The organism is Streptomyces sp. NPDC001157 (assembly GCF_053598255.1).
On the sequence record NZ_JBSFJW010000055.1, the window covers coordinates 21,344 to 45,346 of the forward strand.

At 70.8% G+C, this 24,003-nt stretch carries 24 protein-coding genes; 11 read left to right on the plus strand and 13 right to left on the minus strand.

The genetic code is table 11. The features are described 5' to 3' along the window. Positions 1–417: 417 nt before the first annotated feature. From ACWDAG_RS44670 to ACWDAG_RS44680, 3 genes are all read left to right on the plus strand, one after another. On the plus strand, positions 418–858 hold the full coding sequence (locus ACWDAG_RS44670; protein WP_450701310.1) for a hypothetical protein: 441 nt from the start codon (positions 418–420) through the stop codon (positions 856–858). Positions 859–1,015: 157 nt separating this feature from the next. Next, on the plus strand, positions 1,016–2,113 hold the full coding sequence (locus ACWDAG_RS44675; protein ID WP_450701333.1) for a PLP-dependent cysteine synthase family protein: 1,098 nt from the start codon (positions 1,016–1,018) through the stop codon (positions 2,111–2,113). Further along, entirely contained in the window at positions 2,110–3,351 is a 1,242-nt protein-coding gene (locus ACWDAG_RS44680) for an MDR family MFS transporter (RefSeq protein ID WP_450701311.1), read from the plus strand. The genes ACWDAG_RS44675 and ACWDAG_RS44680 overlap by 4 nt, the downstream gene beginning before the upstream one ends. Positions 3,352–3,383: 32 nt before the next feature. Here ACWDAG_RS44680 and ACWDAG_RS44685 read toward each other — a convergent pair whose 3' ends face one another. After that, positions 3,384–4,730: an MFS transporter gene (locus ACWDAG_RS44685; RefSeq protein ID WP_450701312.1), complete on the minus strand. Its 1,347-nt coding sequence runs from the start codon at positions 4,728–4,730 to the stop codon at positions 3,384–3,386. A 139-nt stretch (positions 4,731–4,869) separates the two neighbouring features. Here ACWDAG_RS44685 and ACWDAG_RS44690 point away from each other — a divergent pair, with 139 nt between their 5' ends. Then, on the plus strand, positions 4,870–5,229 hold the full coding sequence (locus ACWDAG_RS44690) for an ArsR/SmtB family transcription factor (RefSeq protein ID WP_450701313.1): 360 nt from the start codon (positions 4,870–4,872) through the stop codon (positions 5,227–5,229). A 300-nt stretch (positions 5,230–5,529) separates the two neighbouring features. On the opposite strand, the gene ACWDAG_RS44695 is transcribed toward ACWDAG_RS44690, so the two are convergent. The 8 genes from ACWDAG_RS44695 to ACWDAG_RS44730 form a co-directional block, all read right to left on the minus strand. Next, the gene (locus tag ACWDAG_RS44695) at positions 5,530–8,274 is read right to left on the minus strand and encodes an AAA family ATPase (RefSeq protein WP_450701314.1); all 2,745 of its coding nucleotides are present in this window, start codon (positions 8,272–8,274) and stop codon (positions 5,530–5,532) included. A 111-nt stretch (positions 8,275–8,385) separates the two neighbouring features. Then, the gene (locus tag ACWDAG_RS44700) at positions 8,386–9,348 is read right to left on the minus strand and encodes a GNAT family N-acetyltransferase (RefSeq protein ID WP_450701315.1); all 963 of its coding nucleotides are present in this window, start codon (positions 9,346–9,348) and stop codon (positions 8,386–8,388) included. Between the two features lie 8 nt (positions 9,349–9,356). Next, entirely contained in the window at positions 9,357–9,926 is a 570-nt protein-coding gene (locus ACWDAG_RS44705) for a dihydrofolate reductase family protein (RefSeq protein WP_450701316.1), read from the minus strand. A gap of 475 nt (positions 9,927–10,401) precedes the next feature. Next, on the minus strand, positions 10,402–11,637 hold the full coding sequence (chrA, locus tag ACWDAG_RS44710; protein WP_450701317.1) for a chromate efflux transporter: 1,236 nt from the start codon (positions 11,635–11,637) through the stop codon (positions 10,402–10,404). A 465-nt stretch (positions 11,638–12,102) separates the two neighbouring features. Beyond that, entirely contained in the window at positions 12,103–12,534 is a 432-nt protein-coding gene (locus ACWDAG_RS44715; RefSeq protein ID WP_450701318.1) for a chromate resistance protein ChrB domain-containing protein, read from the minus strand. Continuing rightward, positions 12,531–13,058, minus strand: coding sequence for a Chromate resistance protein ChrB (locus ACWDAG_RS44720; RefSeq protein WP_450701319.1), 528 nt, complete (start codon positions 13,056–13,058; stop codon positions 12,531–12,533). Before ACWDAG_RS44720 ends, ACWDAG_RS44715 begins: the two co-directional genes overlap by 4 nt. Positions 13,059–13,159: 101 nt before the next feature. Continuing rightward, on the minus strand, positions 13,160–14,035 hold the full coding sequence (locus ACWDAG_RS44725; protein WP_450701320.1) for a HAMP domain-containing sensor histidine kinase: 876 nt from the start codon (positions 14,033–14,035) through the stop codon (positions 13,160–13,162). Positions 14,036–14,083: 48 nt separating this feature from the next. After that, a complete protein-coding gene (locus tag ACWDAG_RS44730) occupies positions 14,084–14,329 on the minus strand; it encodes a response regulator (protein WP_450701321.1) in 246 nt (81 codons plus the stop codon). A gap of 174 nt (positions 14,330–14,503) precedes the next feature. Here ACWDAG_RS44730 and ACWDAG_RS44735 point away from each other — a divergent pair, with 174 nt between their 5' ends. The 6 genes from ACWDAG_RS44735 (at position 14,504) to ACWDAG_RS44760 (ending at position 19,476) form a co-directional block, all read left to right on the plus strand. Continuing rightward, a complete protein-coding gene (locus tag ACWDAG_RS44735; protein WP_450701322.1) occupies positions 14,504–15,508 on the plus strand; it encodes a DUF1259 domain-containing protein in 1,005 nt (334 codons plus the stop codon). Between the two features lie 14 nt (positions 15,509–15,522). Beyond that, entirely contained in the window at positions 15,523–15,918 is a 396-nt protein-coding gene (locus tag ACWDAG_RS44740; protein ID WP_450701323.1) for a hypothetical protein, read from the plus strand. A 27-nt stretch (positions 15,919–15,945) separates the two neighbouring features. Further along, the gene (locus tag ACWDAG_RS44745; protein WP_450701324.1) at positions 15,946–16,983 is read left to right on the plus strand and encodes a hypothetical protein; all 1,038 of its coding nucleotides are present in this window, start codon (positions 15,946–15,948) and stop codon (positions 16,981–16,983) included. Positions 16,984–17,032: 49 nt separating this feature from the next. Then, positions 17,033–17,710 (plus strand): ABC transporter ATP-binding protein, encoded by a 678-nt coding sequence (locus ACWDAG_RS44750; RefSeq protein WP_450701325.1) that lies wholly within the window; start codon positions 17,033–17,035, stop codon positions 17,708–17,710. Beyond that, positions 17,707–18,498 (plus strand): ABC transporter permease, encoded by a 792-nt coding sequence (locus tag ACWDAG_RS44755; RefSeq protein WP_450701326.1) that lies wholly within the window; start codon positions 17,707–17,709, stop codon positions 18,496–18,498. The genes ACWDAG_RS44750 and ACWDAG_RS44755 overlap by 4 nt, the downstream gene beginning before the upstream one ends. A 225-nt stretch (positions 18,499–18,723) precedes the next feature. Next, a complete protein-coding gene (locus ACWDAG_RS44760) occupies positions 18,724–19,476 on the plus strand; it encodes a phosphotransferase (RefSeq protein ID WP_450701327.1) in 753 nt (250 codons plus the stop codon). Here ACWDAG_RS44760 and ACWDAG_RS44765 read toward each other — a convergent pair. The 4 genes from ACWDAG_RS44765 to ACWDAG_RS44780 all read right to left on the minus strand — a co-directional run bounded on the left by ACWDAG_RS44765 (position 19,446) and on the right by ACWDAG_RS44780 (position 23,168). Beyond that, positions 19,446–19,616, minus strand: a complete 171-nt coding sequence (locus tag ACWDAG_RS44765; protein WP_450701328.1) for a hypothetical protein — start codon at positions 19,614–19,616, stop codon at positions 19,446–19,448. The genes ACWDAG_RS44760 and ACWDAG_RS44765 overlap by 31 nt on opposite strands. 350 nt (positions 19,617–19,966) lie before the next feature. After that, the gene (locus ACWDAG_RS44770) at positions 19,967–20,500 is read right to left on the minus strand and encodes a GNAT family N-acetyltransferase (RefSeq protein ID WP_450701329.1); all 534 of its coding nucleotides are present in this window, start codon (positions 20,498–20,500) and stop codon (positions 19,967–19,969) included. Between the two features lie 824 nt (positions 20,501–21,324). Next, entirely contained in the window at positions 21,325–21,993 is a 669-nt protein-coding gene (locus tag ACWDAG_RS44775) for a response regulator (RefSeq protein ID WP_450701330.1), read from the minus strand. Further along, positions 21,990–23,168, minus strand: a complete 1,179-nt coding sequence (locus tag ACWDAG_RS44780; protein WP_450701331.1) for a sensor histidine kinase — start codon at positions 23,166–23,168, stop codon at positions 21,990–21,992. The genes ACWDAG_RS44775 and ACWDAG_RS44780 overlap by 4 nt, the downstream gene beginning before the upstream one ends. Positions 23,169–23,435: 267 nt before the next feature. Here ACWDAG_RS44780 and ACWDAG_RS44785 point away from each other — a divergent pair, with 267 nt between their 5' ends. Continuing rightward, the gene (locus ACWDAG_RS44785; RefSeq protein WP_450701332.1) at positions 23,436–23,912 is read left to right on the plus strand and encodes an RICIN domain-containing protein; all 477 of its coding nucleotides are present in this window, start codon (positions 23,436–23,438) and stop codon (positions 23,910–23,912) included. Positions 23,913–24,003: the final 91 nt, after the last annotated feature.

Below are 24,003 nucleotides of genomic sequence, written 5' to 3' on the forward strand. Positions count from 1 at the left end.
TCGCCGATGGCGAGGTGGGCCGAGAACATGCCCGCGGGCATGCTGCTGAAGTCGCCGCCGAGTGCCTCGGTGCTGTCCGCACCGAAGCCCGGCTTCACTCCGAACGCCTACGCCCGTCAGACGGGCGAGCCTGGACGCCCGCCTGACGGGACACGATCCGGTGCCGGTCGTACTTCGTCAGGGAGCACACGGTCTTCGCGGAGACCTTCCACGCGGAGTCCTGATGCACGGACACCCCCGGGCCGTCCGGTCCACCTCTGGGTGCGTAGCGCCGTCGTGGCCGGCGCAGCGCCGTGGCCGGTGATCGTCCTGCTGCTCGCTGCTTTCCGGGGCGTTCGGATGCTCCGAAACCGAGTGGGTGGTGGGTACGCCGCGTCGCACTGCGATTTTGCGTAATTGGTCGATTACGCTCTGTGTGTGATCCGTGTGATGGTCGGCAGCCGCGTTCGGGGTCGTCCCGCGCCGTCCGTCCTGCTCATCGGGTTCATTCTGCTGGTGGCGTCCCATTTGCTGGGCGCCCTGCACGGGCCGGGCTTCCTCGGCCCCCACGCGCCGCTCATGCCCTTGAGAGCGGTGCAGCCCACTACCGCAGCGGAGGCGGTGGAGGTGGCAGGGGCGGAGGCGACCGGCTCCGACCACGAACACCACCACGAAGTCTTCGAGGACACCGTCGAACACGCGATTGACCGCGTGCGAGTCTCCGCGGACGGCCCGCTCCACGCCCCTCAGCCGGTCGAGCCGGTCATCGATCAACCGTTCACGCACGCATCGCCCGACCGCGCCGGCCCGGACAGCGGTCTGCCATGGCCGCCGGGCGGACGATCCGCATGCGCCCGGCATTGCGTCTGGCGGCAGTAGGCACCACCCGCACGCCCTCACCCGGGCCGCGCTGAGGACAGCGGCGGTCCACGGTCCGGCGTGCCCAAGCGCCCCTGCACCGCCAGCACCGCACCCATCTGACCGATGGGTGCGAAGGAGCCGTACCTACATGGATCCCACCCTGCTCGAATCCCTCATGCCCGTCGGGGCAGACGCCCCCGTTCCCCCGATCGCCCGCCGCCCTGCTCACCTGGTGGGCAACACCCCGGTCCTGTGGATCGACGAGCCGTTCGCCCCGTCGGGCCGCGGCTTCCACGCCAAGCTGGAAGGCACCAATCCCGGTGGCATCAAGGACCGCCCCGGCCTGCACATGATCCGCGAGGCGCGTCGGCGCGGCGACCTCGCACCGGGTGCGCCGATCGTCGAGTCCTCCAGCGGCACCCTCGGACTCGGACTCGCCCTGGCCGGGCTGACGTACGACCATCCCGTCACCGTCGTCACCGACCCGGGCATGGAGCCCTCGATGGTCCGGCTGCTCACCGCCCTCGGCGCGCACGTCGACCAGGTGACCGCACCGCATCCCGACGGAGGTTGGCAGCGGGCCCGCCAGGAGCGTGTCGCCGAACTGCTGGCCCGCACGCCGGGCGCGTACTGCCCGGACCAGTACCACAACCCCGACAACACGGCCGCCTACCGTCCACTGGCCGCCGAGCTCATCGCCCAACTCGGCCGCATCGACGTCCTGGTGGCGGCGGTCGGCACGGGCGGGCACTCGGCCGGTATCGCGGCCGGGCTGCGTGAGTCGTGTCCCGGGCTGAGGCTGATCGGGGTGGACACGGTCGGCTCGACGATCTTCGGCCAGCCCGCCGGGCCGCGGCTCATGAGGGGTCTGGGGTCGAGCATCTACCCCTCCAACGTCGATTACGGCGCCTTCGCGGAGGTCCACTGGGTGGCCCCGGCCGAGGCGGTGTGGGCCTGCCGGCAGCTGGCTCGCCGTCACTACGCGTCCGGAGGCTGGAGCGTCGGAGCGGTGGCACTGGTGGCCGGGTGGGCGGCACGGACGTATCCCGCCGCAACCCGGATCGCCGCGATCTTCCCCGACGGCCCGCACCGCTACCTGGAGACCGTCTACAACGACGCCTGGTGCCGGGAGCACGGACTCCTCGGCCAGGAACCGCCCACGGAACCCGACGAGATCGCCGACCAGGACGAGTGCGTGGTCACCGGCTGGACGCGATGCGGTCGGGTTCGGGACCCGCTCGGGCGTGCGGCGGCGAAGGAGGGCGTGCGATGAGGCGGCTGCGGGCCCAGGTGGCCTCCTTCGACCGGCCGGCACGGCTGTTGATGGTGAACCAGTTCGCCATCAACCTGGGCTTCTACATGCTGATGCCCTATCTGGCCGACCACCTCGCACACGGCCTCGGCCTGGCGGCCTGGGCGGTCGGGCTGGTGCTGGGCGTGCGGAACCTCTCCCAACAGGGCATGTTCCTCGTCGGCGGCACCCTCGCCGACCGCTACGGCTGCAAGCCCATGATCCTGGCCGGCTGCGCCCTGCGCACGGTCGCCTTCGGGCTGCTCGCGGTGGCGGCCAGCCTGCCCGTCTTGATCGTGGCCTCGGCGCTGACGGGCCTGGCGGGTGCGCTGTTCAACCCTGCCGTACGGGCGTATCTGGCCGCCGAGGCGGGAGAGGAGCGGCGGGTGGAGGCGTTCGCCGCCTTCAACGTCTTCTACCAGGCGGGCATCCTCGTCGGCCCCCTCGCCGGACTCGCCCTTCTTACCTGGGACTTCGGCGCGGTCTGCACGGTCGCCGCACTCATCTTCGGCGCGCTGGCCGTCCTTCAGGCTCGCGCCCTGCCCGCCCGTCCACCGACCGACCGGAGCTCCGAACCCGCCTGGCGGGCAGTGGCCGCCGACTGGCGCACCATCGCCGCGAACAAGCCGTTCCTGCTTTTCGCCGCGGCGATGAGCGGCTCCTACCTCCTGGCCTTCCAGGTCTACCTCGCCCTGCCGCTCCGCGCCCGCGAACTGTTCGGGGAGCGGAGCGGATTGGTGACCGGCGCGATCTTCGCCGTCTCGGCGCTCGCCGCACTGTCCGGGCAACTGAAGCTGACCGCATGGGCGAAACGGAACCTGCCCGGACCGCGGGCCATCGCATACGGGCTGGTGGTGATGGGCGCAGCCTTCCTGCCGCTGCTCCCCGGGGCGCGTGATGCCGTCATCGGGGTGTGTGCCCTGACGCTGTGCGCGGCGCTGCTCGCCTGGGGTGGGGCACTGCTCTACCCCTTCGAGATGGACACCGTCGTACGGCTCTCCGGCGACCGGCTGGTCGCCACGTATTACGGCGCCTACAACACCGCCTCCGGCATCGCGATCTCGCTCGGGAACCTGGCCGTCGGGACGCTGTTCGACACGGGTGTGGGGTGGTTGCCGTGGGCGGTGCTGGCTGCCACGGGACTGGTGTGCGCGGGGCTGGTGGCATGGTTGCACCGCGCCGGGCATCTGGCGCCTCAGTCAATTCCGGTGCCTGGCTGAGGTGACACCGGCGTCGGCTCAGCGCGCCTTCGTCATGGGTGGACGTGGAGACTGTCCGCGAGGCGGGCGTGGCTGTGCCGCCAACCGCCCCGCACCGGCACGGCGTCAACAAGGTGTGGATGGTGGTCGTCGAGACCGGTGTGCTCGTGCTCGACGAGTGCGAGTGCCGGTTCCTTCGGCGGCCACAGCCGCACCGCCAGGAGACCGGCGACCAGGGCGATCACCCCCAGGGCAGCCACGGCCGACTGGAGGCCCGCCTCAGCGCCGAGCCAGCCGGCCAGGGGATATGTCAGCAGCCAGCAACTGTGCGAGAGGGAGAACTGGGCGGCGAAGGCCGAGGTGCGCTGCTCGGGCGGGACCGAGCGGCGGATCAGGCGGCCGGTCGGGGTGAGCACCATCGAGCACGCGGCGCCGAAGGCGGCCCAGGTGAGCAGCAGCGCGGGCCAGCGCCAGGCGCCGCTGCCGGCCGCGGTGAGGGCACCGAGCCCGGCGAAGCCGACCGCCAGTGTGAGGGCGCCGGACAGCATCACCGTGCGGTCGGATACGCGGTCGAGCAGGCGGGGCAGCAGCAGGGCGACGAGCATCGAACCGCCGCCGTACGCCCCGAGGGCGAGCGGTACGTCCGCCGGACCGCGTCCGAGCTGATCGCGTACGTACACAACGCTGTTGACCGTGACCATCGCGCTCGCCGCGGCTACCGCCAGGTTGAGGACGAGCAGAGCCCTCAGGCGCGGGGTGGCGAGGAAGACGCGGGTGCCCGCGGTCGCCTTGGCGTACACGCCGCCGGCGGGGGGCCCGTCCCTGACGGCCGGCTTGGGCAGGACGACGGAGACCACCAGGGCGGCCGAGGCCAGGAAGCCGGCCACCGTGCCCAGGAACAGCCAGTTGTAGGTGATCAGGGAGAGCAGCGCGGCTGCGAGGGCGGGGGAGAAGAGGCTTTCCAGGTCGTAGGCGAGACGGGACAGCGACAGCGCCTGCGTGTAGTCGCGCTCGGCGAGGAGTACGTCGGGGATGACCGCCTGGAAGGTCGGTGTGAAGGCGGCGGATGCCGACTGGAGCAGGAAGATCAGGACGTAGACCTGCCAGACCTGGTCCACGAACGGCAGCGTCAGCGCCACCGTGGCACGTATCAGGTCCGCGCCGACCATCAGGGCCCGGCGCGGCAGCCGGTCGGCGACCGCGCCGACGACCGGGGCGATCGCCACGTACGCCACCATCTTGATCGCGAGCGCGGTACCGAGCACCGAACCGGCGTCGGCGGCCGCGATGTCGTACGCCAGCAGGCCGAGCGCCACCGTGGCCAGGCCGGTGCCGACAAGGGCGATGACCTGGGCGGTGAAGAGGTGGCGGTAGGCGCGGTTGCGCAGGACGGCGAGCATGCGGCGGTCTCCCGGGCCGGTCGGAGGCGGGTGGGACTTGCGTCCACTGTATAGATGAGTGCGCACCTGCGCACATATCGATTTCAAGCCGGAATCGCTGACGCCCGTCCCTGCCCGCTCCGGCCTCTACGCTGTGTGCATGCCTGCTCGCGAATCTCTGCCAACTGCACCCGAGGCGCATCTGCGTCCCCCGGACAGCGCGCGTCTCGCGGAGGCGACCGAGGTGTTCTCGCTGCTGTCGGACGCGACCCGGCTGCACCTGCTGTGGCTGCTCGCTCAGGAGGAGTCGGACGTCGGCTCGCTGGCCGAGCGGTGCGAGGCGTCCCGCACGGGGGTGAGCCAGCACCTGGCGAAGCTGCGGCTCGCGGGGCTGGTCGAGACGCGGCGTGAGGGGCGGCACATCTACTACCGCCTGAGCGACGGGCATCTGCGGCGGCTGGTGATGGAGGCCCTCAGCCATGCCGACCACCGGGTCAGCGGGAAGGCACCGCACGACTGAGGGCGGCGGTGGCCGGCCGAGGGCCTCCGCGAGGGTTTACTCCTGAGCACCGGTCCGGCGGCGTACGAGATAGACGGCGCCGCCTGCGACGAGGAGGGCCGCGGCGCCTGTGCCGACCCAGGCACCGGCCGACAGACCGCCGCCGTCGTCGTCCTTCTGCTCGGCCTGGGCGGCGGGGGAGGCCGACGGGGGCGTCCCCTCGGCCGTCGGCGAGGGGGATACGGATGCCGTCTCGCTTTATAGACTTCGGCGTTTCGGTGTCTGGATCTGCCTCGGGACCGGTGCTTCTGCCCGCACCGGCTACCCACCGAGCACGTCGGCGAGTTGGGTGCGGGAGCTGATGCCGAGCTTGGGAAACGCCCTGTAGAGGTGGTGTCCCACCGTGCGCGGGCTCAGTAGCAGCTGGGTGGCGATCTCCCTGTTGGTCGCGCCGGTCGCGGCGAGCCGTACCACCTCGCGCTCCTGCGGACTCAGCCGCGCGATCGGCGAGTCCGCGGCGAGCCCCGGGTCGTGGTGCCCGCCCGCCGCCCGCAGCTCGGTCTGGGCCCGCCGCGCCCACGGCCGAGCGCCCACTCGGTCGAAGCGCTCCAGCGCGGCGCGCAGCCGCTCGCGCGCGTCGAGCTTGCGGCGCTGCCTGCGCAGCCACTCGCCGAAGAGCAGCTCGGTGCGGGCTCGCTCGAAGCTGTCGTCGATCGAGTGCAGGTCGAGGGCGGCGAGGTAGTGTTCCTCGGCCTGGGAATCGGGTCCGACAAGGGCCCGGCAGCGGAGGAGCTGCGCGTGGACCGCGGGCTGCCGGAGGGCGTCCGCGCAGGCCGCGAAGGCATCCGCGGGCGCCTTCGCCCGCTCCGGGCGGCCGGCCCGCACGGCTGCCTCGACCAGGTCGGGCAGCAGGTGGCGGCCCATCAGCGGGTGGCCGGCTTCATCCCGCGCCGTCTCCAGCCGCTCCAGCGCCCGCTGGCTCTGTCCGGAGCCGAGGTCGAGCAGGCCCAGCGCCCACAGCGCGTCGGAGGTGCCCCGGCCGACGCCCCGCGGGCGGGTGTACTCCAGGGCCAGGTCGGCGAGTTCACGGGTGCGGTCCTCCTCGCCGCGGGCGGCGGCCAGCACGGCGAGCAGGGCGCGCAGGTGGGCGATCCGGTGGTGGAGGCCGTAGTAGTCGGCGAGCCGGAGCGCCTCGGCGGCGTGCGCCTGGGCGTCGTCGCGGCGGCCGAGCGCGAGCTCCACCTGGGCGAGCAGGTGCAGTGTGGTGGGCAGCCAGCCGCCGACGCCGTGGTCGCGGCAGTGCGCCACGGCGGCGGAGGCGACCCGGTGTGCGGTCGTGTGGTCGGCGAGCAGGTGGCAGTAGTGCCCGGTCATCAGCCGGTCCATCAGGCTGACTTCATCGCGGTCGCAGGCGGCCACCAGCTCGGCGAGCGGCCGCCGCGCGCCACGGACGTCAGGGTCAGCGGGGACGTCGTCCGCGGCCGCATCCGCGTTCTCGTGCCGGGTGGCCGTCGCGTCGGCGAAGACGTGCGCCGGCACCGCGAGGACCGGCAGATCGGGTGCGCGGGCCGCGATCTGGGCGATCAGCGCTGCGTCCCCCGCGGCGAACGCCGCGTGCAGCGCGTCCGTCAGCAGCACGGGGAGTTTGTCGGGGCGCTGCGCGGCGGTCGCGTCCGCGCCCTCGGCGAGGATCCGGGCGGCCCGCGCCGGGCTGCCGAAGCCGAGCTCGACCACGGCCCGCACTCGGGCGAAGTCCGCGGCCATTCCAGGGTCCTGCAGCGGCTGCGGCACCTGGTCGGCGAGGGCGCCGCAGCGCTCGTCCTGTCCGGCCTCGCTGGCCCGCTGCGCCGCGCCGATCAGACGCCTCGCCCGCAGCGCCGGCTCTGCGGTCAGCTGAGCGGCCCGCTCGTAGGCAGCGGAGGCCGAAGCCATCGCCTGCCGGCTTCCCGCCCACTCGGCGACCCTCTCCAGCTCCGCGGCCACCCGCTCGTCCGGCCCGGTCGCCGCCGCGGCCAGGTGCCAGGCTCGGCGGTGCGCGTGCCCGGCGCCGTCCAGCGTCCGCGCCAACGCCAGGTGCGCCGCGATCCGCTCCGCGAGTGGCGCGCTGCGGTAGGCGGCGAACCGAACCAGTGGATGCCGGAAACGCAGCCCTGTGCCGGAGACGGCCAGCAGCCCGGCTCGCTCGGCGGGCGCCAGATCGTCGACCGATGCCCCGGACCGGGCTGCCGCCGCCAGCACCGCGGTCAAGTCCCCGGTGTCGTCCGCGGCGGCCACCGCGAGGATCAGGCGGGTGGCCTCGGGCAGCCTGCGGATCCGCTCGGCGAGCGACTCCTGCAGCCGACTAGGCAGCGCCGACGACACCTCTGGCAGCACCAGCGGCCCCAGTTGGCCGGACCGCTGCGCCGGGGTGAGCGCTGCGGACAGCTCCCGCAGCGCCAGCGGATTGCCTTGCGCCTGGTCGATGATCTGCTCGGCGACGTGCGGCGCGAGCCCGGGCAGCAGCGCCGCGGCCGCGCTCCGGCCGATGCCGGTGACGTGCAGCCTGGGCAGCGCGCGCCCGGTACTGCCGGGCCAGTCGCCGCGGGCGGCGAAGAGCATCGCCACGCCCTCGGCGCGCAGCCTGCGGGCGGCGAACGCCAGCACATCCACAGACGGCTGGTCCAGCCACTGCACGTCGTCGACGAGACACAGCAGGGGCGTGTCGGTGGCGGCTTCGGCCAGGACGGACAGCGCGGCGAGGGCGACGGTCAGCCGGTCCTGCACCGGCGCGTCGACGAGGCCGAAGACGGAGCCCAGCGCCTGGGCCTGCGGGGCGGGCAGCCGGTCGAGCACCTCAAGGATCGGCAGGAAGAGCTGGTGCAGTCCGCTGAAGCCCAGCTCCATCTCGGACTCGATGCCCTCGACGCGCAGCACCCGCAGGCCCTGCGCGCGGGCGGCGACGTGGTCGAGGAGCGCGGTCTTGCCGATGCCGGCCTCGCCGTGCAGCAGCAGGGCGCTGCTCTCGCCGCGCAGGGCGTCGGCGAGCATCAGCTCGATCCGCCGCAGCTCCTCGTCGCGTCCCTGCACCCATGCCCCCCGGCCCCACCAACCCGGCCACCGTCGGGCCTCGTTGATCGTCACTGTACGCGGACGGGGCGAATGGACCGGGGACGCACCCGGGGGCGGCGACCGCTGCGCCTACGGCACTCGCTCCTGCTCGGCCGCCGGCGCCGACCAGATCATCCGGATCTCCGTGGTCCGGTAGCCGGCCCGGGCGAAGGCCGCCGCCATCGGCGCGTTCCCGGTGTCGGTGGTGGCGGTGATCAACTCGGCGCCGGCCTCCGCATGGCTCCGGGTGACCTCGGCGAGCAGGTCATCCACATAGCCGCGGCCACGGAACTCGGGCAGCACACCGAGGAATCCGACGTTCCGGGCGTACGGCGTCGCGGAGGGAATCACCAGTCCGGCGAGCCGCCCGTCGGGGTCGTACGCCAGCCGCCACCACTCCCGCTCGCCCGGGCAGCCAAGATAGAACTCCAACTCCTCCCGGGCGGCCGCCTCGACGCCCATCGCGGCGACGTTCCGGCGGGTCTCGTCGTCGAGGCTGCCGACCGCGATCCGCCGGAACATCCCGAGGAACTCCTCGTCGGAGGCCGGCGCGAAGCTGAGCCGGCCCTCGCCCCCCGGCAGCGGATCGCCGCTGGCCCACTCCAGCCGCAGCCGCTCCACCTCATGGCTGAGGCCGGCGGCCCGCGCGGCGCTCCGGCGCCAGGCCACCGCGTCCGCCGCCACCGCATCGTCGCGCCAACCGACCGGCAGCGTCAGGTTGTACAGCGGCGGCTTCGGCGCGCCCGCGGCGGCGAACGCCTGCAGCCCGGCGGTGAGCAGCCCGGTCGCCACCCGGGCCCGGTCGCCCGCCCCGGGGTCGACGTGCAGGCAGTCCAAGGCGATCGGGTGGGCGCTGTCCGCCCGGCCCCACCACAGGGCGCGGGCCAGCAGCCGGCCGTCGCCGTCCTCGGCGATCCAGGTCCACTCCGGCCGGTACATCCCCTGCCCGAGCTCATCCCGGTAGCGGTCGGCGTCGATCCAGCCGACGGGTTCGGTGACCGTCACCGCGGCGACGCGGTCGACCTCGGCTCCGGTCGTGGGTCGAAACAGCATCGGTGCTCCTAGCGTCGGACGTAACTGGTCAAGGTGGTGCCGGTGAGGAAGACCCGGGAGTCGCGGAGCAGCCATTCGCCGGGGGCGAGGGGGGCGCGGAACAGTGGGATGCCGCTGCCGAACACCACCGGGTAGCGCTTCACCACCAGTTCGTCGATCTCGCCCAGCAGCTGCCCGGCCAGGCTCGCCCCGCCGCACAGCCAGATGCCCGCGCCCGGCTGCCGCTTGAGGCCGCGGACGAGCTCCACCGGGTCCCCCGACACCACCTCCACCTCGGGGTCCGTCCGGGTCAGGGTGGAGGAGAAGACGTACTGCCGCAGGTGCGGATAGGGGCTGGTGACGCCGATCCGCAGGGTGGGATCGTAGGTGGCGCGGCCCATCAGAATCGTGTCGAAGACCTTGTTGGGCGCATCGACGAGACCCAGCGCCTCACGGGTATGGCCAGGGATCGTCTCGGGGTACTCGGTGAGGATCGCGTCCTTCAGGTCGCCGTCGAAACCGGAGGAGTGGGTCTCCCCGTCCGGTCCGGCGATGAAGCCGTCGAGACTGCAGCCGATGTAGTAGGTGAGCCGGCGCATGGGCCGCCTTTCACTTCGCCGGGTGACCGTCGGGCCGAGGGCGACCGACGAGGACAGCCCGAACCTAGGCCCCGGTCACCGCCGCGGGCATCGGTCACGACGACCCAATGTGCCAGTCCGACTTGCCGGCCTTTCCGGCTGTCGTGGTCAGCCGTCTACCTGGACAGCTCCCGGATCGCGGCGGCGCTCCGGACGATCCGCCAGCGCTGTGACCACATAGGTCACCGAGCTGGGAGCAGCCGTGCGGCGTGTGGGCGGTCCGGGTCTGACAGCCGCCGGCAAGGGCACCGAGGGCAGAGCGCGCCCGGACTGAGTCGTACAGGTGGCGCATCGAGTTTCGGCGATCAGACGGTGAACGCCCGTTCGTCCAGCATCGGGCATGGTCCGGGTGGATGGAGGAGGATCCCGAGGCGGCGGTGCGTTTCTACGCAGTCATTCGCCGGCCTCGATGTCGGCGCAGCCGGGACTTGGCCGGTCAGTGGAGCAGCAGGCCGAGGGCCCCTGCCGCGGCGACGACGTACGGCTCGGGGAGCTTGAAGCGCCACAGCAGGGCGAGGGTGACCAGGGCTGTCGCGGCGGTGGGCAGGTCGATGACGGCCTGGCGGGTCAGGACGACCACCGCTCCGCACAGAGCGCCGCCCGCGGCGGCGGTGGCTCCGGTGACGAATGCTTGGAGCTGGGGGTTGTCGCGGTGGCGGATGAACCAGCGGCCGGGGACGACGACGCCCAGGTAGATGGGGATGAAGATGGCGACGGCGGCGACCAGCGCACCGGTGGCGCCGCCGACGAGGTAGCCGATGAAGGCGGCGGTGATCACGACCGGGCCGGGGGTGATCAGCCCCATTGCTACGGCGTCCAGGAACTGTGCCTGGGTCAGCCAGTGGTGCTGGGTGACCACCCCGTCGCGGAGCAGGGGGACGATGGCCAGGCCGGAGCCGAAGACCAGGGCGCCGGTCTTGAGGAAGAACAGACCGAGGGAGACGAGCGTCCCGCCGGAGGCGAGGGCGCCGAGGGTGGTGGAGGCGAGCGGCCAGGCGGCGATGCTGAGCGTGGACGTGCCCTCGGAGAGGTCGGGGGTACGGCGGCGCGGCAGGCGCAGGCGCGGCCGGGCGTCGAGGGTGATCATCAGGAGGCCGGCGCCGACGATGAGGTAGATCGGTTCCCTGCCGGTGAGGGCGGTGACGGAGAAGACCACCGCGCTGATGGCCCAGGCCCGCCAGTCCTTGCCGTCGGTGAGACGGACCAGCTTGTACGCGGCGATGGTGATGATCGCCATGACGGCGGGGGCGATGCCGTAGAAGAGTGCCTGTACGGCGCTCAGGCCCGCGTAGTGGGAGTACACGGCGGCGACGCCGGTGACCATGAGGAACGACGGCGTGATGAAGGCGAGCGCGGTCGCCGCGGCGCCGAGCGCGCCGCGCCGGAGGTAGCCGACCCACATGGCGACCTGTGCGGCCAGTGGGCCGGGCATGGTCTGTCCGAGGGCGACGCCGTTGAGGAACTCCTGCCTGGCGATCCAGCCGCGTTTTTCCACGAGGTCGCGCTGCATGTAGCCGACGACGGCGATGGGTCCGCCGAATCCGAGGGTGCCCAGGCGCAGGAAGTACCGCAGCACCGCGGGGAAGCCCGGGTCGCCTGGCGCCGTTGCCGTGGCTCGTTCGGGGGGCTCGGTGTCGGCTGGGCGGCTGGGCGGTGGGTCCTCGGAACTCATGCGGGCACTGTAACCACGGTTGCACTCCTCTATCAATGGGCGCAGGCGCCGGTCAGACGGTGATGACGTTGACTGCCAGGGAGGCGAGGGTGGCCAGTGCCCGGGTCTGGGCGTGCGGCGTGGGTCTGCCGGGAGGCGGAGGTCGGCGTAGCGGCTGAGGGAGACGTATGTGAGGACGGGCGCGGCCCGGTCGTTGGCGGAGAATCCCGGCAGGCCGTCCTTGTTCAGCGGAGTCATGTTCGCGGAGGTCCGCCACAGGTACACGGAGGCTGCTGACAGCACCGCTACCGCCGCGATGTCGGGCCATGCGGAGCGGGGAAGCCGCCAGATCGCCGCGGCGAGCGCGAGAATGCCGGTGAGCCCGGCTGTCAGGGCGATGTGGGGGGTGCTGAAGATTTCGGGCGACGCGGCGATGGCGAGGGCCATGGCTTGGCCCTGGATGAATGTGCGGATGGTTGAACGGCGTCAGGAGGGCTCGCGGCCGAGCAGCATGGCGCGGTGGTGGTACTCGTACAGGCCGTCGAAGAGTGGGCCGGTCAGCTCCAGGATCCGTTGGTCGTCGCAGATCATGGACAGCCCGCGCAGGATGACGTCCACGCCGGGGGCTTCGGGGGCGTCGTAGCGTTCGTCGTCGAGGTCGGCCTCGTGGACGATCTCGGCGACTCTCCACAGCACCGGGTCGGTGAGCTCGTAGTGGCGCAGGATCGTCTCGAAGGAGCAGTCGCCGCCGTGGTGGCCGAGTTGCACGCCGCGCATGTCGAACGGGGTTGCGCCGTCCGGGACTTCGGCGGGATCGGTGACGAAGGCGAACTCCGCCTCCTTGTCGATGTGCCGGCGGATGAGCCAGGCGCAGGCTGCCCGGTCGATGTGGATCCCGGCGCGGGTGGCCCACTTCATTGGGTTTTCTCCTGGTGGCTTGCGGCCTTCGGTGCTGTGCCGGCTTTGCCGCCTGGTTCGTCGGCGAGGGCGCGGACGGCGGCGTGCGCGCGATCGCGTTCGAGGGGCGGGAAGAAGTCGCGGCGGCCGATGCGGCGCAGTTCGGCGCGGAGTCTGCGCACGACGGATGCGGCGCCCGCCGTGCCGGTGGCCTGGGTCGCCTGGTCGATGACGGCCTGGTACTCGGCGGTGCGGGCGGTGGCCATGGCCGCCGCCAGCTCGCGTTCCTGGGCGTGGGTCGCGGGGCGGGCGATCCAGATGGAGGCGGTGCCGCCGGCCTCGATCGCCTCGTCCGCGATCCACTCCAGCTGTTCGCGGGTGCGGGCGTCGGCGGGGAGGGCGACCAGGCCGTCGGAGAGCTGGGCGACTCCGAGGCGCTTGAGCTTGCGCCAGAGGGTGATGCGGGGTGTGGAGGGTTCGCGGGGCATCCGGTAGGACAACAGGACCCACTCGCCCGGTTCACGGGCCGGCCGGTCAGCGATCATGGCGTGTACCGATCCGTGCAGCGGACGTTGTCCGGTTCATCGACGCTCCCCACAGCGGCTCATGTCTGACGTAACCATGGTTGCATGTCGTTTTGGGCGCCTCAAGAGGTCGTGGGTGGCTGCGGGAGGGCGGGGACGCTGATCCATACGGCGCCGCCGTCGGGATGGTTGCAGGCGCCGTACTGGCCGTCGGCGGCGCGCGCGATGGCGGCGGTGATGGCCAGGCCGAGACCGGTGCCGCTGGTGGCGCGGGACCGGTCGGCCTGGGTGAAGCGGTCGAAGGCGCGCGGGAGGAAGTCGGGCGGGAAGCCGGTGCCGTGGTCGCGGACCTCGATGCGGATCCGTCCGTCGTCAGGACGGGCGGTCACCTCCACGGGGCCGCGGCCGTGCTGCTGGGCGTTGTGGATCAGGTTGGTGAGCGCGCGTTCCAGCCGGTCACTGGGCACTGCGGCGGTGAGTCCGGGCGGACAGTCGACGGTGACTGTCTGATCGGGGGCTCCGTTGCGCAGGCGGGCGGCCACGCGGTGCAGAACCGGGGCCAGGTCGGGCACCGTCGACCCGGCCGCGGTGGCATCCCGGCGGTCGGTGCGGGCCAGGAGCAGCAGGTCCTCGGCGAGCTGGACCAGACGTTCCGTCTCCTCGTGCGCGGACACGAGTGCGGCGTGCAGTTCGGTGGCGTCGCGGGGGTGCCGGAGGGCGAGTTCGATCTCGGTGCGCAACAGGCTGAGCGGGGTGCGCAGTTCATGGCTGGCGTCGGCCACGAAGAGGCGCTCGTGGTCGAGCGCGGTCTGGAGGCGGGTGAGCATGTCGTTGAGGGTGGTGGCGAGGCGGGCGATCTCGTCGTTGCTGGGCGGTACGTCGAGGCGGTGGCCGGGGGTGTCCTCGGTGACGGAGGCGGCCTGGGTGCGCATGCGTTCCACCGGGCGCAGGGCAGCGGCGGCCAGCCAGTAGGCGCCGACGGTGGCCAGGACGAACACGATGGGCAGCGCGGTGGCCAGTTCGCGGGCGAGGTCGTCGAGGGCAGCCTACTGGGCCTGGCGGGCGATGCCGGTGGCCGTGCCGTACTCGCTCTGGGCCTCGCGGAAACGGCTGAGCGTGACGTAGCCGGCACCGGCCAGGACCAGCACCATCGCGTCGAAGGCGGCCACGTCGGTCAGGGCGAGGGCCTGTGGCCCGTCGGCGGCGGTGTCGACGGCGTAACCCTCCTCGCTCAGGGCTCGGCGCAGCAGGTCCCGCATCTTGGGCTCGTCCTCGACCACCAGGATCCGCATCGCGCCTTCCCTCGTTCGCCGCTGCCACGCACGTTGTTGTGCCTTCCACGATCCCTGCCGCTGATGAAGGTGGCATGAAGGCGCATGTGCGGAGTGTCTTCATGCCAACTTCATCCGGGGCGGCTTCGCTGAGCACACAGGCACCTTCGACAACGATCTCGACGAGGAGTCGTCATGTCACCCCGTTCGCTCACGAAGCCGGCCGCCGGCACGGCGGCCGCGCTCCTGCTGGTGGCGGGCGCCGGCCTGTTGTCAGGCTGCGGCACCCAGAGAAGTGACGCGGCAGGCGGTACGAACGTGGTCGCGGCGCAAGCCGCCTCCCGGCACCACCACCTTCAGCAGCCCGTGCCGACCAAGGACGCGGACTGGAAGCCGGTCGCCGACACCCTCGGTCGCACCGGCACCCTCATGAACGGCACCGTCTACCGCGTCCCGCTGCCCCGCAAGGACCTGACCGTCACCACCCAGGGCGTCACCGTGAAGCCCGGCTTGTCGCTGGGCGGTTACGCGGCCTTCGCCAAGTACAAGCACGAGACCATGTTCATGGGCGACCTGGTCGCCACCGAGGACGAACTGCCCAAGGTCACCGACGCGTTGCAGGCCGCCGGTATCGAACAGACGGCCCTGCACAAGCACCTGCTCCAGCAGTCCCCGGCGATCTGGTGGACCCACATCCACGCCATGGGCGACCCGGTGAAGCTCGCCCAGGGGGTCAAGGCCGCCCTGGCCGCGACGGCCATCCCGCCCGCCTCACCGCCCCCGACCACCCAGCCGCCCATCGACCTGGACACCGCCGGCATCGACAAGGCTCTCGGCCGCAAGGGCACCGCCGACGGCGGCATCTACAAGTTCTTCCTCGCCCGCAACGAGACCATCAACGACGGCACCCACGTACTGCCCTCCGCTCTCGGTCTGACCACCGGCATCAACTTCCAGCCGCTCGGGGACAACAAAGCCGCCATCAACGGCGACTTCGTCATGACCGCCCCCGAGGTGCAGAAGGTCATCCAGGCGCTGCGCAAGGGCAACATCTACATCGTCGAGCTCCACAACCACTCCCTGGACGAACAGCCCCGCCTGTTCTACCTGCACTACTGGGCCACGGCCGACGGCGTCACCCTCGCCAAGGCGCTGCGTCCGGCCCTGGACGCCACCAACCTCACACCGCCCACCTCGTAGGACACCCACGGAAGTTGATCCAGCAGGGGAGGGGAGCACACCGTGCTGAGCTACGGACATCTGCTGAACGGGGCCATGCTGACCGCCATCGCCGAGGCCGCCCTGATGGGGCAGTACCACGCTGGCGCAAGGCTGGCCTGATCGCCACCACCGCGGCGATCGGCTTCCTGGCACCGTTCGGCTGGCAGGTCGTCCTGAAGGCGACCCACTCCTACGAGTTCTACACGGACCTCCCCTTCCCACCCGTCCCCATCAGCTGGCAGGACACCGGCAGCGGCGTCGTCACCTACGCCATCCGCACCTTCGTCCTGTCCTACGGACCGATGCGCTCTCAGCCCGCCCGAGCGGTGTCCAACCTCGCCCTGGCCACCGGGGCAGTAGCCCTTGTGGTCGACATCTACCTGTACTGAGCCCGCACCACAGGGAAAAGGCCGTACATGAACCCTCGCCTCAGCCCACGCGCCCTGTTCGCCCTCGCGGCCGGGCTCGTCGTCGCCATCGCAGCCGCGACAGCCGGCGTCCTGCTCACCCGTGACGGAGGCCAGCCGCCGAAGGAGGCACTCCCGCTCCAGCAGGTCAAGGAGATCCCTTTGCCGGGCAACAGCTCCCGCTTCGACTACGAGAGCCTCGATGCCGGCCGCGGGCTGCTGTTCATCGCCCACCTCGGCGCGGGCCAGGTCATCGAGGTGGACGTCCGCGCGAACCGCGTCGTGCGGACGATCGACGGCCTTCCCGGCGTACACGGCGTGCTCGTGGTTCCCGCCCGCCACCGGGTGTACGCCACCGCCACCGACGCCAACGAGGTGGCGGCCATCGACGAGAACACCGGCAAGGTCCTGCGTCGCAGCCCCACCGGCGACTACCCCGACGGCCTGGCCGACGACCCGCAGCACGGCACCGTGTGGACCACCAACGAGTCCGGCGGCTCGGAGACCGTCGTCGACGCCGACACCGGGAAGGTCCGCGGCACTGTGACGGTCGGCGGCGAGGCGGGCAACGTCGCCTACGACCCCACCACCCGACGGATGCTGGTGGCCGTCCAGTCGCGGAACGACCTAGCCGTCATCGACCCGGCCACCCTCCACATCACCCGCCGTGTCCCCCTGCCCGGCTGCGACCACGGCCTCGTCCTCGCCCCGGCAGACCGGTTGGCGTTCGTCGCCTGCGACGGCAACGCCCGCCTGCTCACCGTCGACCTGACCACCTGGCAGGTCACCGGCACCGACCGGGTCGGCCAGGAGCCCGACGTCCTCGCCTACGACCCCGTCGCTCGCCGCCTGTACGTCGCCGCGGAGTCCGGCTGGGTAACCATTGCCGACAACCGCGACCGGCACCTGACCGTCACCGGCAACGCCCACCTCGCCGACGGCGCGCACGTCGTCGCGGTCGACTCCACCACGCACCGCAGCTACTTCCCCGTCCCGCACGGCACCGACGGGCACCCGGCCCTCCTCGTCTACCGTCCCGCGCGGTAGAGGTGTAACCATGGTTGCACTGCTCGATGGCCGACGGAGGTAGGCACCCGTGGAGACAAGCGCGTTCGCCCTGAACCACGTCACGGTGCGACGCGGCGGGACGACCCTGCTGGAGGAGATCACCTGCGGGATCCCCGCCGCGGCCTGCACCGCACTCGTGGGACCGAGCGGCGCCGGCAAATCCACCTTCCTGCGCCTGCTCAACCGCCTCGACGAACCCATGACCGGCACTGTCACCTTCCAGGACCGTCCCCTGCCCGCCTGGAACGTCCTCACCCTGCGCCGCCAGGTCACCCTCGTCGGCCAACAGGCCGTCCTGCTCACCGACACCGTCCTGGACGACCTGCGCGTCGGCCGCCCCGACCTCGACCGGCACGAAGCCGCGGCCCTGCTCGACCGCGCCCACCTGCCCGCCAGGTACCTCGACCGCGCTACCACGAACCTCTCCGGCGGCGAGGCCCAACGCGTCTGCCTGGCCAGGGCGTTGGCCGTCACACCGCAGGCGCTGCTGCTGGACGAGCCCACCTCCGCCCTCGACGCCGTCGGCACCGCGGCCGTCGAGGACGTCGTACGCGAACTGGTCACCGACGGCCTGACCGTCGTCCTGGTCAGCCACAACACCGCCCAGGCCCGCCGCATATCCGACCACGTCCTGGTGCTCGACCACGGACGCCTTGTCGAACAAGGCGAGGCTCACCAGGTCGGCTATCTCAAGGAGTCCGCGTGAACCCCGCCGTCCCCAGCTGGGCGGGCGTCGCCGCCTCCGCCGCGTTGGTCGCCCTCACCGTCGCCGTGGCCTGGCACGGACGCCTCCGCCTGGCCCGCGACATCACCCTTGCCGCCGTCCGCGCCGCACTCCAACTCGCCGCCGTCGGCGCCCTGTTGCTCCTGGTCTTCCGCCACACCGGTCTGACAGGAGCCATCGGCTGGCTCGCCCTCATGGTGGTGATCGCCGGCCAGGTCGCCGCCCGCCGCACCCCTGCCCTGCCCAAGGCGCTGCCCACCGCGACCGTCGCGATCACCATCGGCACGGCGGCCACGATGGGCACCCTGCTCGCCCTCGGCGTGATCGCCACCCAGGCTCGCGTCGTCATCCCCGTCGGCGGCATGGTCGTGTCCGGCGCCATGCAGGCCACCGCCCTCGCCCTGACCCGCCTCCACGACGAGGTGCGCACCGCCCGCCCCGCCATCGAGGCCCGCCTCAGCCTCGGCCTCGCCGCCACCGACGCCTTCGCCCCGCACCAGCGCACCATCGTGCGAACGGCCCTCATCCCGGCCCTCGACTCCACCAAGACGGTCGGCGTCATCAGCCTGCCCGGCGCCATGACCGGGCTGATCCTCGCCGGAGTCGACCCCTTCACGGCGATCCGGTACCAGATCGTCGTGATGTACATGCTGCTCGCCGCCGCAGCACTCGCCGCAGTCACCGCCGTCCGCCTCACCGAACGCGCGCTGTTCGACGACGCCCACCGCCTGCGTCCGCTCGCCGAACGACCGGCGAGCGGACGGCGATGAACGGACGCGGTGCAGTCCACCAACGCATCAGTGGGAGAGCTTGCAGGGCCGAGCCGTGGTCTCCCTCTCAAAGTCACATCTGGGCTTCCAGGAGTGACCGAGGTCCTCAGACGGGGTGAGGCGCGTGATCCTCACGTCTGGGTGTGCTGTGCCACGTATCGTCTTCCGGGTGACTGATGCGACCGTCAGTCCTCCTTTCACCCAACCGGTTCTCTGGTCGCGGAGGTGGGTGGCGGTGTCTGGTGCCTGTTCCCGTGGGCCGCGGGTGCTCACGTCCGGGGTATTGACCTCAGCCTGCCCCAGGCAGCGTCACTGGGCGCTCACCTGGGTCGTCTGCATGTAAGCCTGGGCCGGGCCTGTGGCCGAGGCTTGCTGCCCGTCGTGCCCGATGCGGTCACGGCGGAGGTCACGTCGCCGGAGCACGCTGTTGAGAAGTCGCACCGACTCACCACGGCAGTGGCAGACAAGGGGACCGGCAGCGCCTTCGACGAGGCGGCCGCCGCCGCTCTTGATCAACGTCGGGCGCTGATCGCCGAGCATGCCGCCTGTCGCCCGCAGCACACGACCCCCGAAGGGGAGCATGGCTGGACGCACGGCGATGTCCAGTACCGGAACCTGTTGTGGGAGGGCGAGGAGCTCGCCGCCGTCCTGGACTGGGACCGGGTCGGCGTGCGGCCGTACGCGGAAGAGGTCGTGCGGACGGCGCAGGTGCAGTTCGGGGTGGACGGGGTGTTCGACCTCGCGCGCGTCTCGGCGTTCGTCGGTGGGTACCGGTCCGTGATGCCGCTGGAGGACACCGCGCTCGCGGATGGGGCTCGTCGGCTGTGGTGGAAGCGGATGACGGACTTCTGGCAGCTGAAGTTCCACTACGACCGCGGTGACTTCTCCTGCGATGAGCTGTTCACCGCGGATGAGGCGCTGCTGCACTGGTGGACGGACCGGCTCGATCAGGTCGAGGACGCGTTCGCCGCCGGATAGATCCCGAGGGCTTCGAGGTCCGGCAGACGCGGCCGGGTGAAGCGTGCGGCGCGCTGCCGGGCCTGCTCTCCCAAGGCGTGGTGGTCGGCAGCGCGGATGGCCTCCGCCCACACCTGTGGTCCTGCCGTGTGGGGCAGCATGGTTCATTCATCGGTAGCGGTGTGATGTGAGGGCGGGTCCCGACTGCGCCGGTTTCACGGGCATTGGTGTCCAACTCCTTCCCCGACCCTCTCGCGTGTTTCTGGGTGGATTCGTACCGGCTGCCTCCCGCGAACGGTGCGGACGCTCTACCTGATCAGCTACAGAGCCAAACCCCGCTGCAGAACGGGGGAGGGTACATCTCGGACCGCCTGAAGTTCGTGTAAGGGTGCGCGGTACCTGTCCTTACTGTTACGGGAGCGCAAGGGGTTCCCGCAGGTGTCGCACGACGGATGGCGAATGATGAAGATGACAGCCGTTTGCCGTCATCATGATCGACAACTCGGCTGGTTCACGCCTGGAACTCGGTGAGATCGATGGTGTGAACGCGCAACGGATAGTCGTACACCGGGTGCGCCGTCTCTCGCTCCGGCACCATGCCGAGCTTGCGGATGACGTTCTCGGAGGCGTCGTCACCCACCCGGTTAATACTGATGATGCGGTCGAGGCCGCGGTCCTGGAGCGCGAACTCCAGCGTGGCGTGGGCGGCTTCGGACGCGTACCCCTGCCCCCAGAACTGTGAGCCGAGCCGCCAACTGATCGCTACGGCGGGCAGTATCTCCGGCAGGAACTCGGGAACGGACAGACCTGTGAAGCCGGCCAGCTCACCCGAGGCCAGCAGCTCAATGGCAAAGAGTCCGAAGCCCTCCTCGTCCCACTCCTCCTCCCACCGCTCGATGTCCTCCACCGTGTGGTCCAGGTCGCGCACCGAGCCCTCGTCGATCCAGCGCATGACCCGCGGGTCCGCGTTGATGTCCGCCATCGGGGGAAGGTCGTCGTCATGCCAGCGACGGAGGAGGAGGCGGGGTGTACGGATCTCGGTCATGGCGCCCATTCTGCCGAAGGCAACGGCCCGTCGGTAATCGGCTGCTCCCCGTGCTGCCGCTTCGGGAGGCAAGGCATCAAGCCGTCTGCACTGCACACCGTGACGGGGAAGCACCAGAAAGACGCCTGGGCAAATGACGTGCCGCCATGCCAGCGGGGTCGCGATTGGCAGCTGGCCGCAGTACCAAGATTTTTCTCGGGACTGCGGTCAGCGGAAACCCGCCCTGGGCTCCGGCGATCCAGAGTTGCTCAACTGATTCCCAAGCAGTCCTGCCTGAGCAAGGACGCCGGAATCGTCGGCCGAGAGGGGGAGTCTGAGCTCACTTCGAAATGGCCGTTCAAGAGAGCGACAGAATAGTGAGGGCTACGGCTCGACACGTGGTGGACGAGGCTGGCCTCAACCGGTGCCGCGGTGGGGGCCAGGGCCAGTCCCGTGGTCTAGGGGTTCATTGATGAGCTACTGAGCTCGAACTCATGAAGTCGTAGCGGTGAGGGACAGCCCGGTTCCGGCGAGGCATCCGTCGATGAGGTGGGGTCGGTATTGGATCTTCCTCATCCCGTGACGGATGGTCTGGACCAAGCCAACCGTCACCGTAAGCGCCACGCTTGTGCTCGCTCTGCCAATGCACCCCCAGAACGCATCCGCTTCGCCGCTGATGACGACCACCTGGACCGTACGCGTCACGGCGCTCGGCTCGTCCCAGAACGCTCTGCGCACCGAGCGCATCGGCGATCACCAGCCCGCTTCGTCACCGCCCCCAGCGCGTCCACCAGCTCGGCAGGCGTCCCCACACACCGGCCGCGGTGGCGTGCCGCGCTGCCCGCCTACCCTCCCGGTGTCACCAGGCCTGTCTCATAGGCGATCACTACCGCTTGGGCCCGGCTGTTCAGGCCGAGCTTGGTCATGACGCGGTTGAGATGGGTCTTGACCGTTGCCTCGCTGATGGAGAGCCGGTCGGCGATCTCCGGGTTGGACAGGCCGCGCGCAATGAGTCTGAGGACGTCGACCTCACGGGAGGTCAACGTGCCGAGGCCCGGCGGGGGTTGGGAGTCGGGCGTGGATCGGTCCTGTTGGGCATACGCCTCGACGAGCCGACGAGTCACGCTCGGGGCGAAGAGCGCGTCGCCGCCCCCGACCGCGGCCACGGCTGCCAGCAGCCGCTCGGGTCCTGAGTCCTTGAGCAGAAAGCCGGATGCCCCGGCGCGCAATGCTCCGTAGACGTATTCGTCGAGGTCGAAGGTAGTCAGGACCAGCACCCGGGGCGGGGGGTCGACCGCTTCCGTGAGGATGCGCCTGGTGGCCTGGATGCCGTTCATGCCGGGCATGCGGATGTCCATCAGGACCACGTCGGGCCGGGTCTCGGCGGCCAGCCGCACCGCCGCCTCGCCGTCCCCCGCCTCGCCGGCGACCTCGAAACCGGGCGCAGCGTTGAGAAGGCCGACGAGGCCGGCGCGGATGAGGAACTGGTCGTCGACGACGAGGACTCTGGTCATCTCCTACCCTCGTCTCCCCACCGTGCGCCAGTTGTCGACGTCGGCAGGGTCAGACGGACCGCGAAACCCCCCTCGGCGCGCGGGCCGACGCTGATCGTCCCGTCGTAGAGCTTGGCCCGCTCCCGCATGCCAATCAAGCCGTGTCCGCCGCCTGCCAGGACTTCGGCCGGAATCAGCCCGTCTCCGTGGCCCGTTCCGTTGTCCGTGACAGTGACGATCAATTCATGCTGCCGGTAGTGAAGTCGCACCTGTGCGTCGGCGTGGTGAGTATGTTTGAGGACGTTGGTCAAGGCCTCCTGGACGACGCGGTATGCGCACAATTCGACGCCCGGGGCGAGCGGACGCACGGTGCCCTTGATGCTCAGCTCGACCGGGACGCCACCGGCCCGGATACGCTTGAGCAGGTCGTCGAGTCGAGCGAGGGTGGGCATGGGGGCGGCTGACTCGGCGCCGCCCAGATCGTGTTCCCGCAGGACGTGCAGAATGCGCCGCAGCTCCTCCAAGGCCTCGCCGCTGGTGTCCTCGATGGTGCCGAGCGCGCCCCGGGCAGTGGCGGTATCGGAGTCCAGGACGAACCGGGCCAGGCCGGCCTGCACGGAGATCACCGACATGTGGTGGGCGACGACGTCGTGCAGCTCCCGCGCTATGCGCCCACGTTCGGCGGCGACCTCACGGCGGGCCCGCTCGGCCTGCTCGCCGCGCAGCTGCCGGGCGAGTTCGCGGGAGCGGCGGGCCAGCGTGCCGGACCACACCAGCACCAAGCTGAACAGCAGGGCCTGGCTCACCACTAGCGTCATCGACAAGCTGTCGCTGATCACACCCGCATACACCCACTTGGCGGTCATCACGGCGGCACAGCCGACGGCAATCCGTGCCGAATACACCGACGCCACCGTGTACAGGGCAAGCATCGAGCCCAACGCGGATGCCACTGGCCAGTACCCCAGGCTGATGAAGGCGACGCCGGCCAACTGCACGGCCGCGAACACCACCATCGGTACCCTGCTCCGAAAGGCGACCGGCAGGTGCCCCAGGGCGAGCAGCACATAGGCAGGGGCGTCGAGTTTCGGCCAGCCCCGCGCCTCCGAGACCTGACCCAGCCGGACGGCCACCCATGTCATGGCGAGCGCGATCAGCGTGTCGAGGACGAGCGGGCGGGGCGTAGGCATGCGCATCGCCGCAGCCTAAGGCCGGTGAACGCGCGGCGGCGTCAACCTTTCGCGGTACCCCGGAAGTTGCAGGAACCACTACCGCGGAAGTCGCACGAACCGCGCGGCTACTGTGCTCGGTGGGGCCAGAGTTCCACCCACTGTGGGACGCGACAGCTACGCCGCTGCGCCTACCGTCATGGCGCATCGGCACCGCCCGACCCAGCGGTGCCGCACAGCCTGCGGGAGACGGGTTCCATCTCGCCTTGCTTACTCGAAACGGGGAGGCCGGAAGTGCATAAGTCTTCAAAGCAATTCGCCATCATAGCTGCGCTGACTGTAGCGGCGACCGTCAGTATTTCTTCGCCGGCATCGGCCGCCGATTATGCCAGCTATGAAAACCGTCGTACCAATGTTTGCCTTGACAGCAACAGCGCCGGTAGTGCTTACACACAGGGGTGCAATACCGGATATTATCAGGACTGGGATTTGCAGTTCATCAGCGGGACCTCGTACTACCTCAAGAACAGGGCGACGGGCCGGTGTCTCGACGCCAACTCCGCGAATTCGGTTTACACGCTTTCCTGCAACGGTGGCACAAACCAGCGGTGGCGGCGGGTCTACCCAAGTTCTAGCAGTTACGGTCAGTGGATCAACGTGCAGACTGGAAAATGTCTCACCGCCACCAACCTATCCGGAACGCACGCCGTCTACACGTCCGTCTGCACGGACTCGCCCGACAACCAGCAGATTCGCTGGCTCAGGATTTAGTACTGCAACGGTGCTTGTTCTGATTGCTGGGCAGTTTCAGGGACTGTGTCCGCGTCGTTTGTAGTGGCTGATGCGGGCTTGGTGTTGGCGT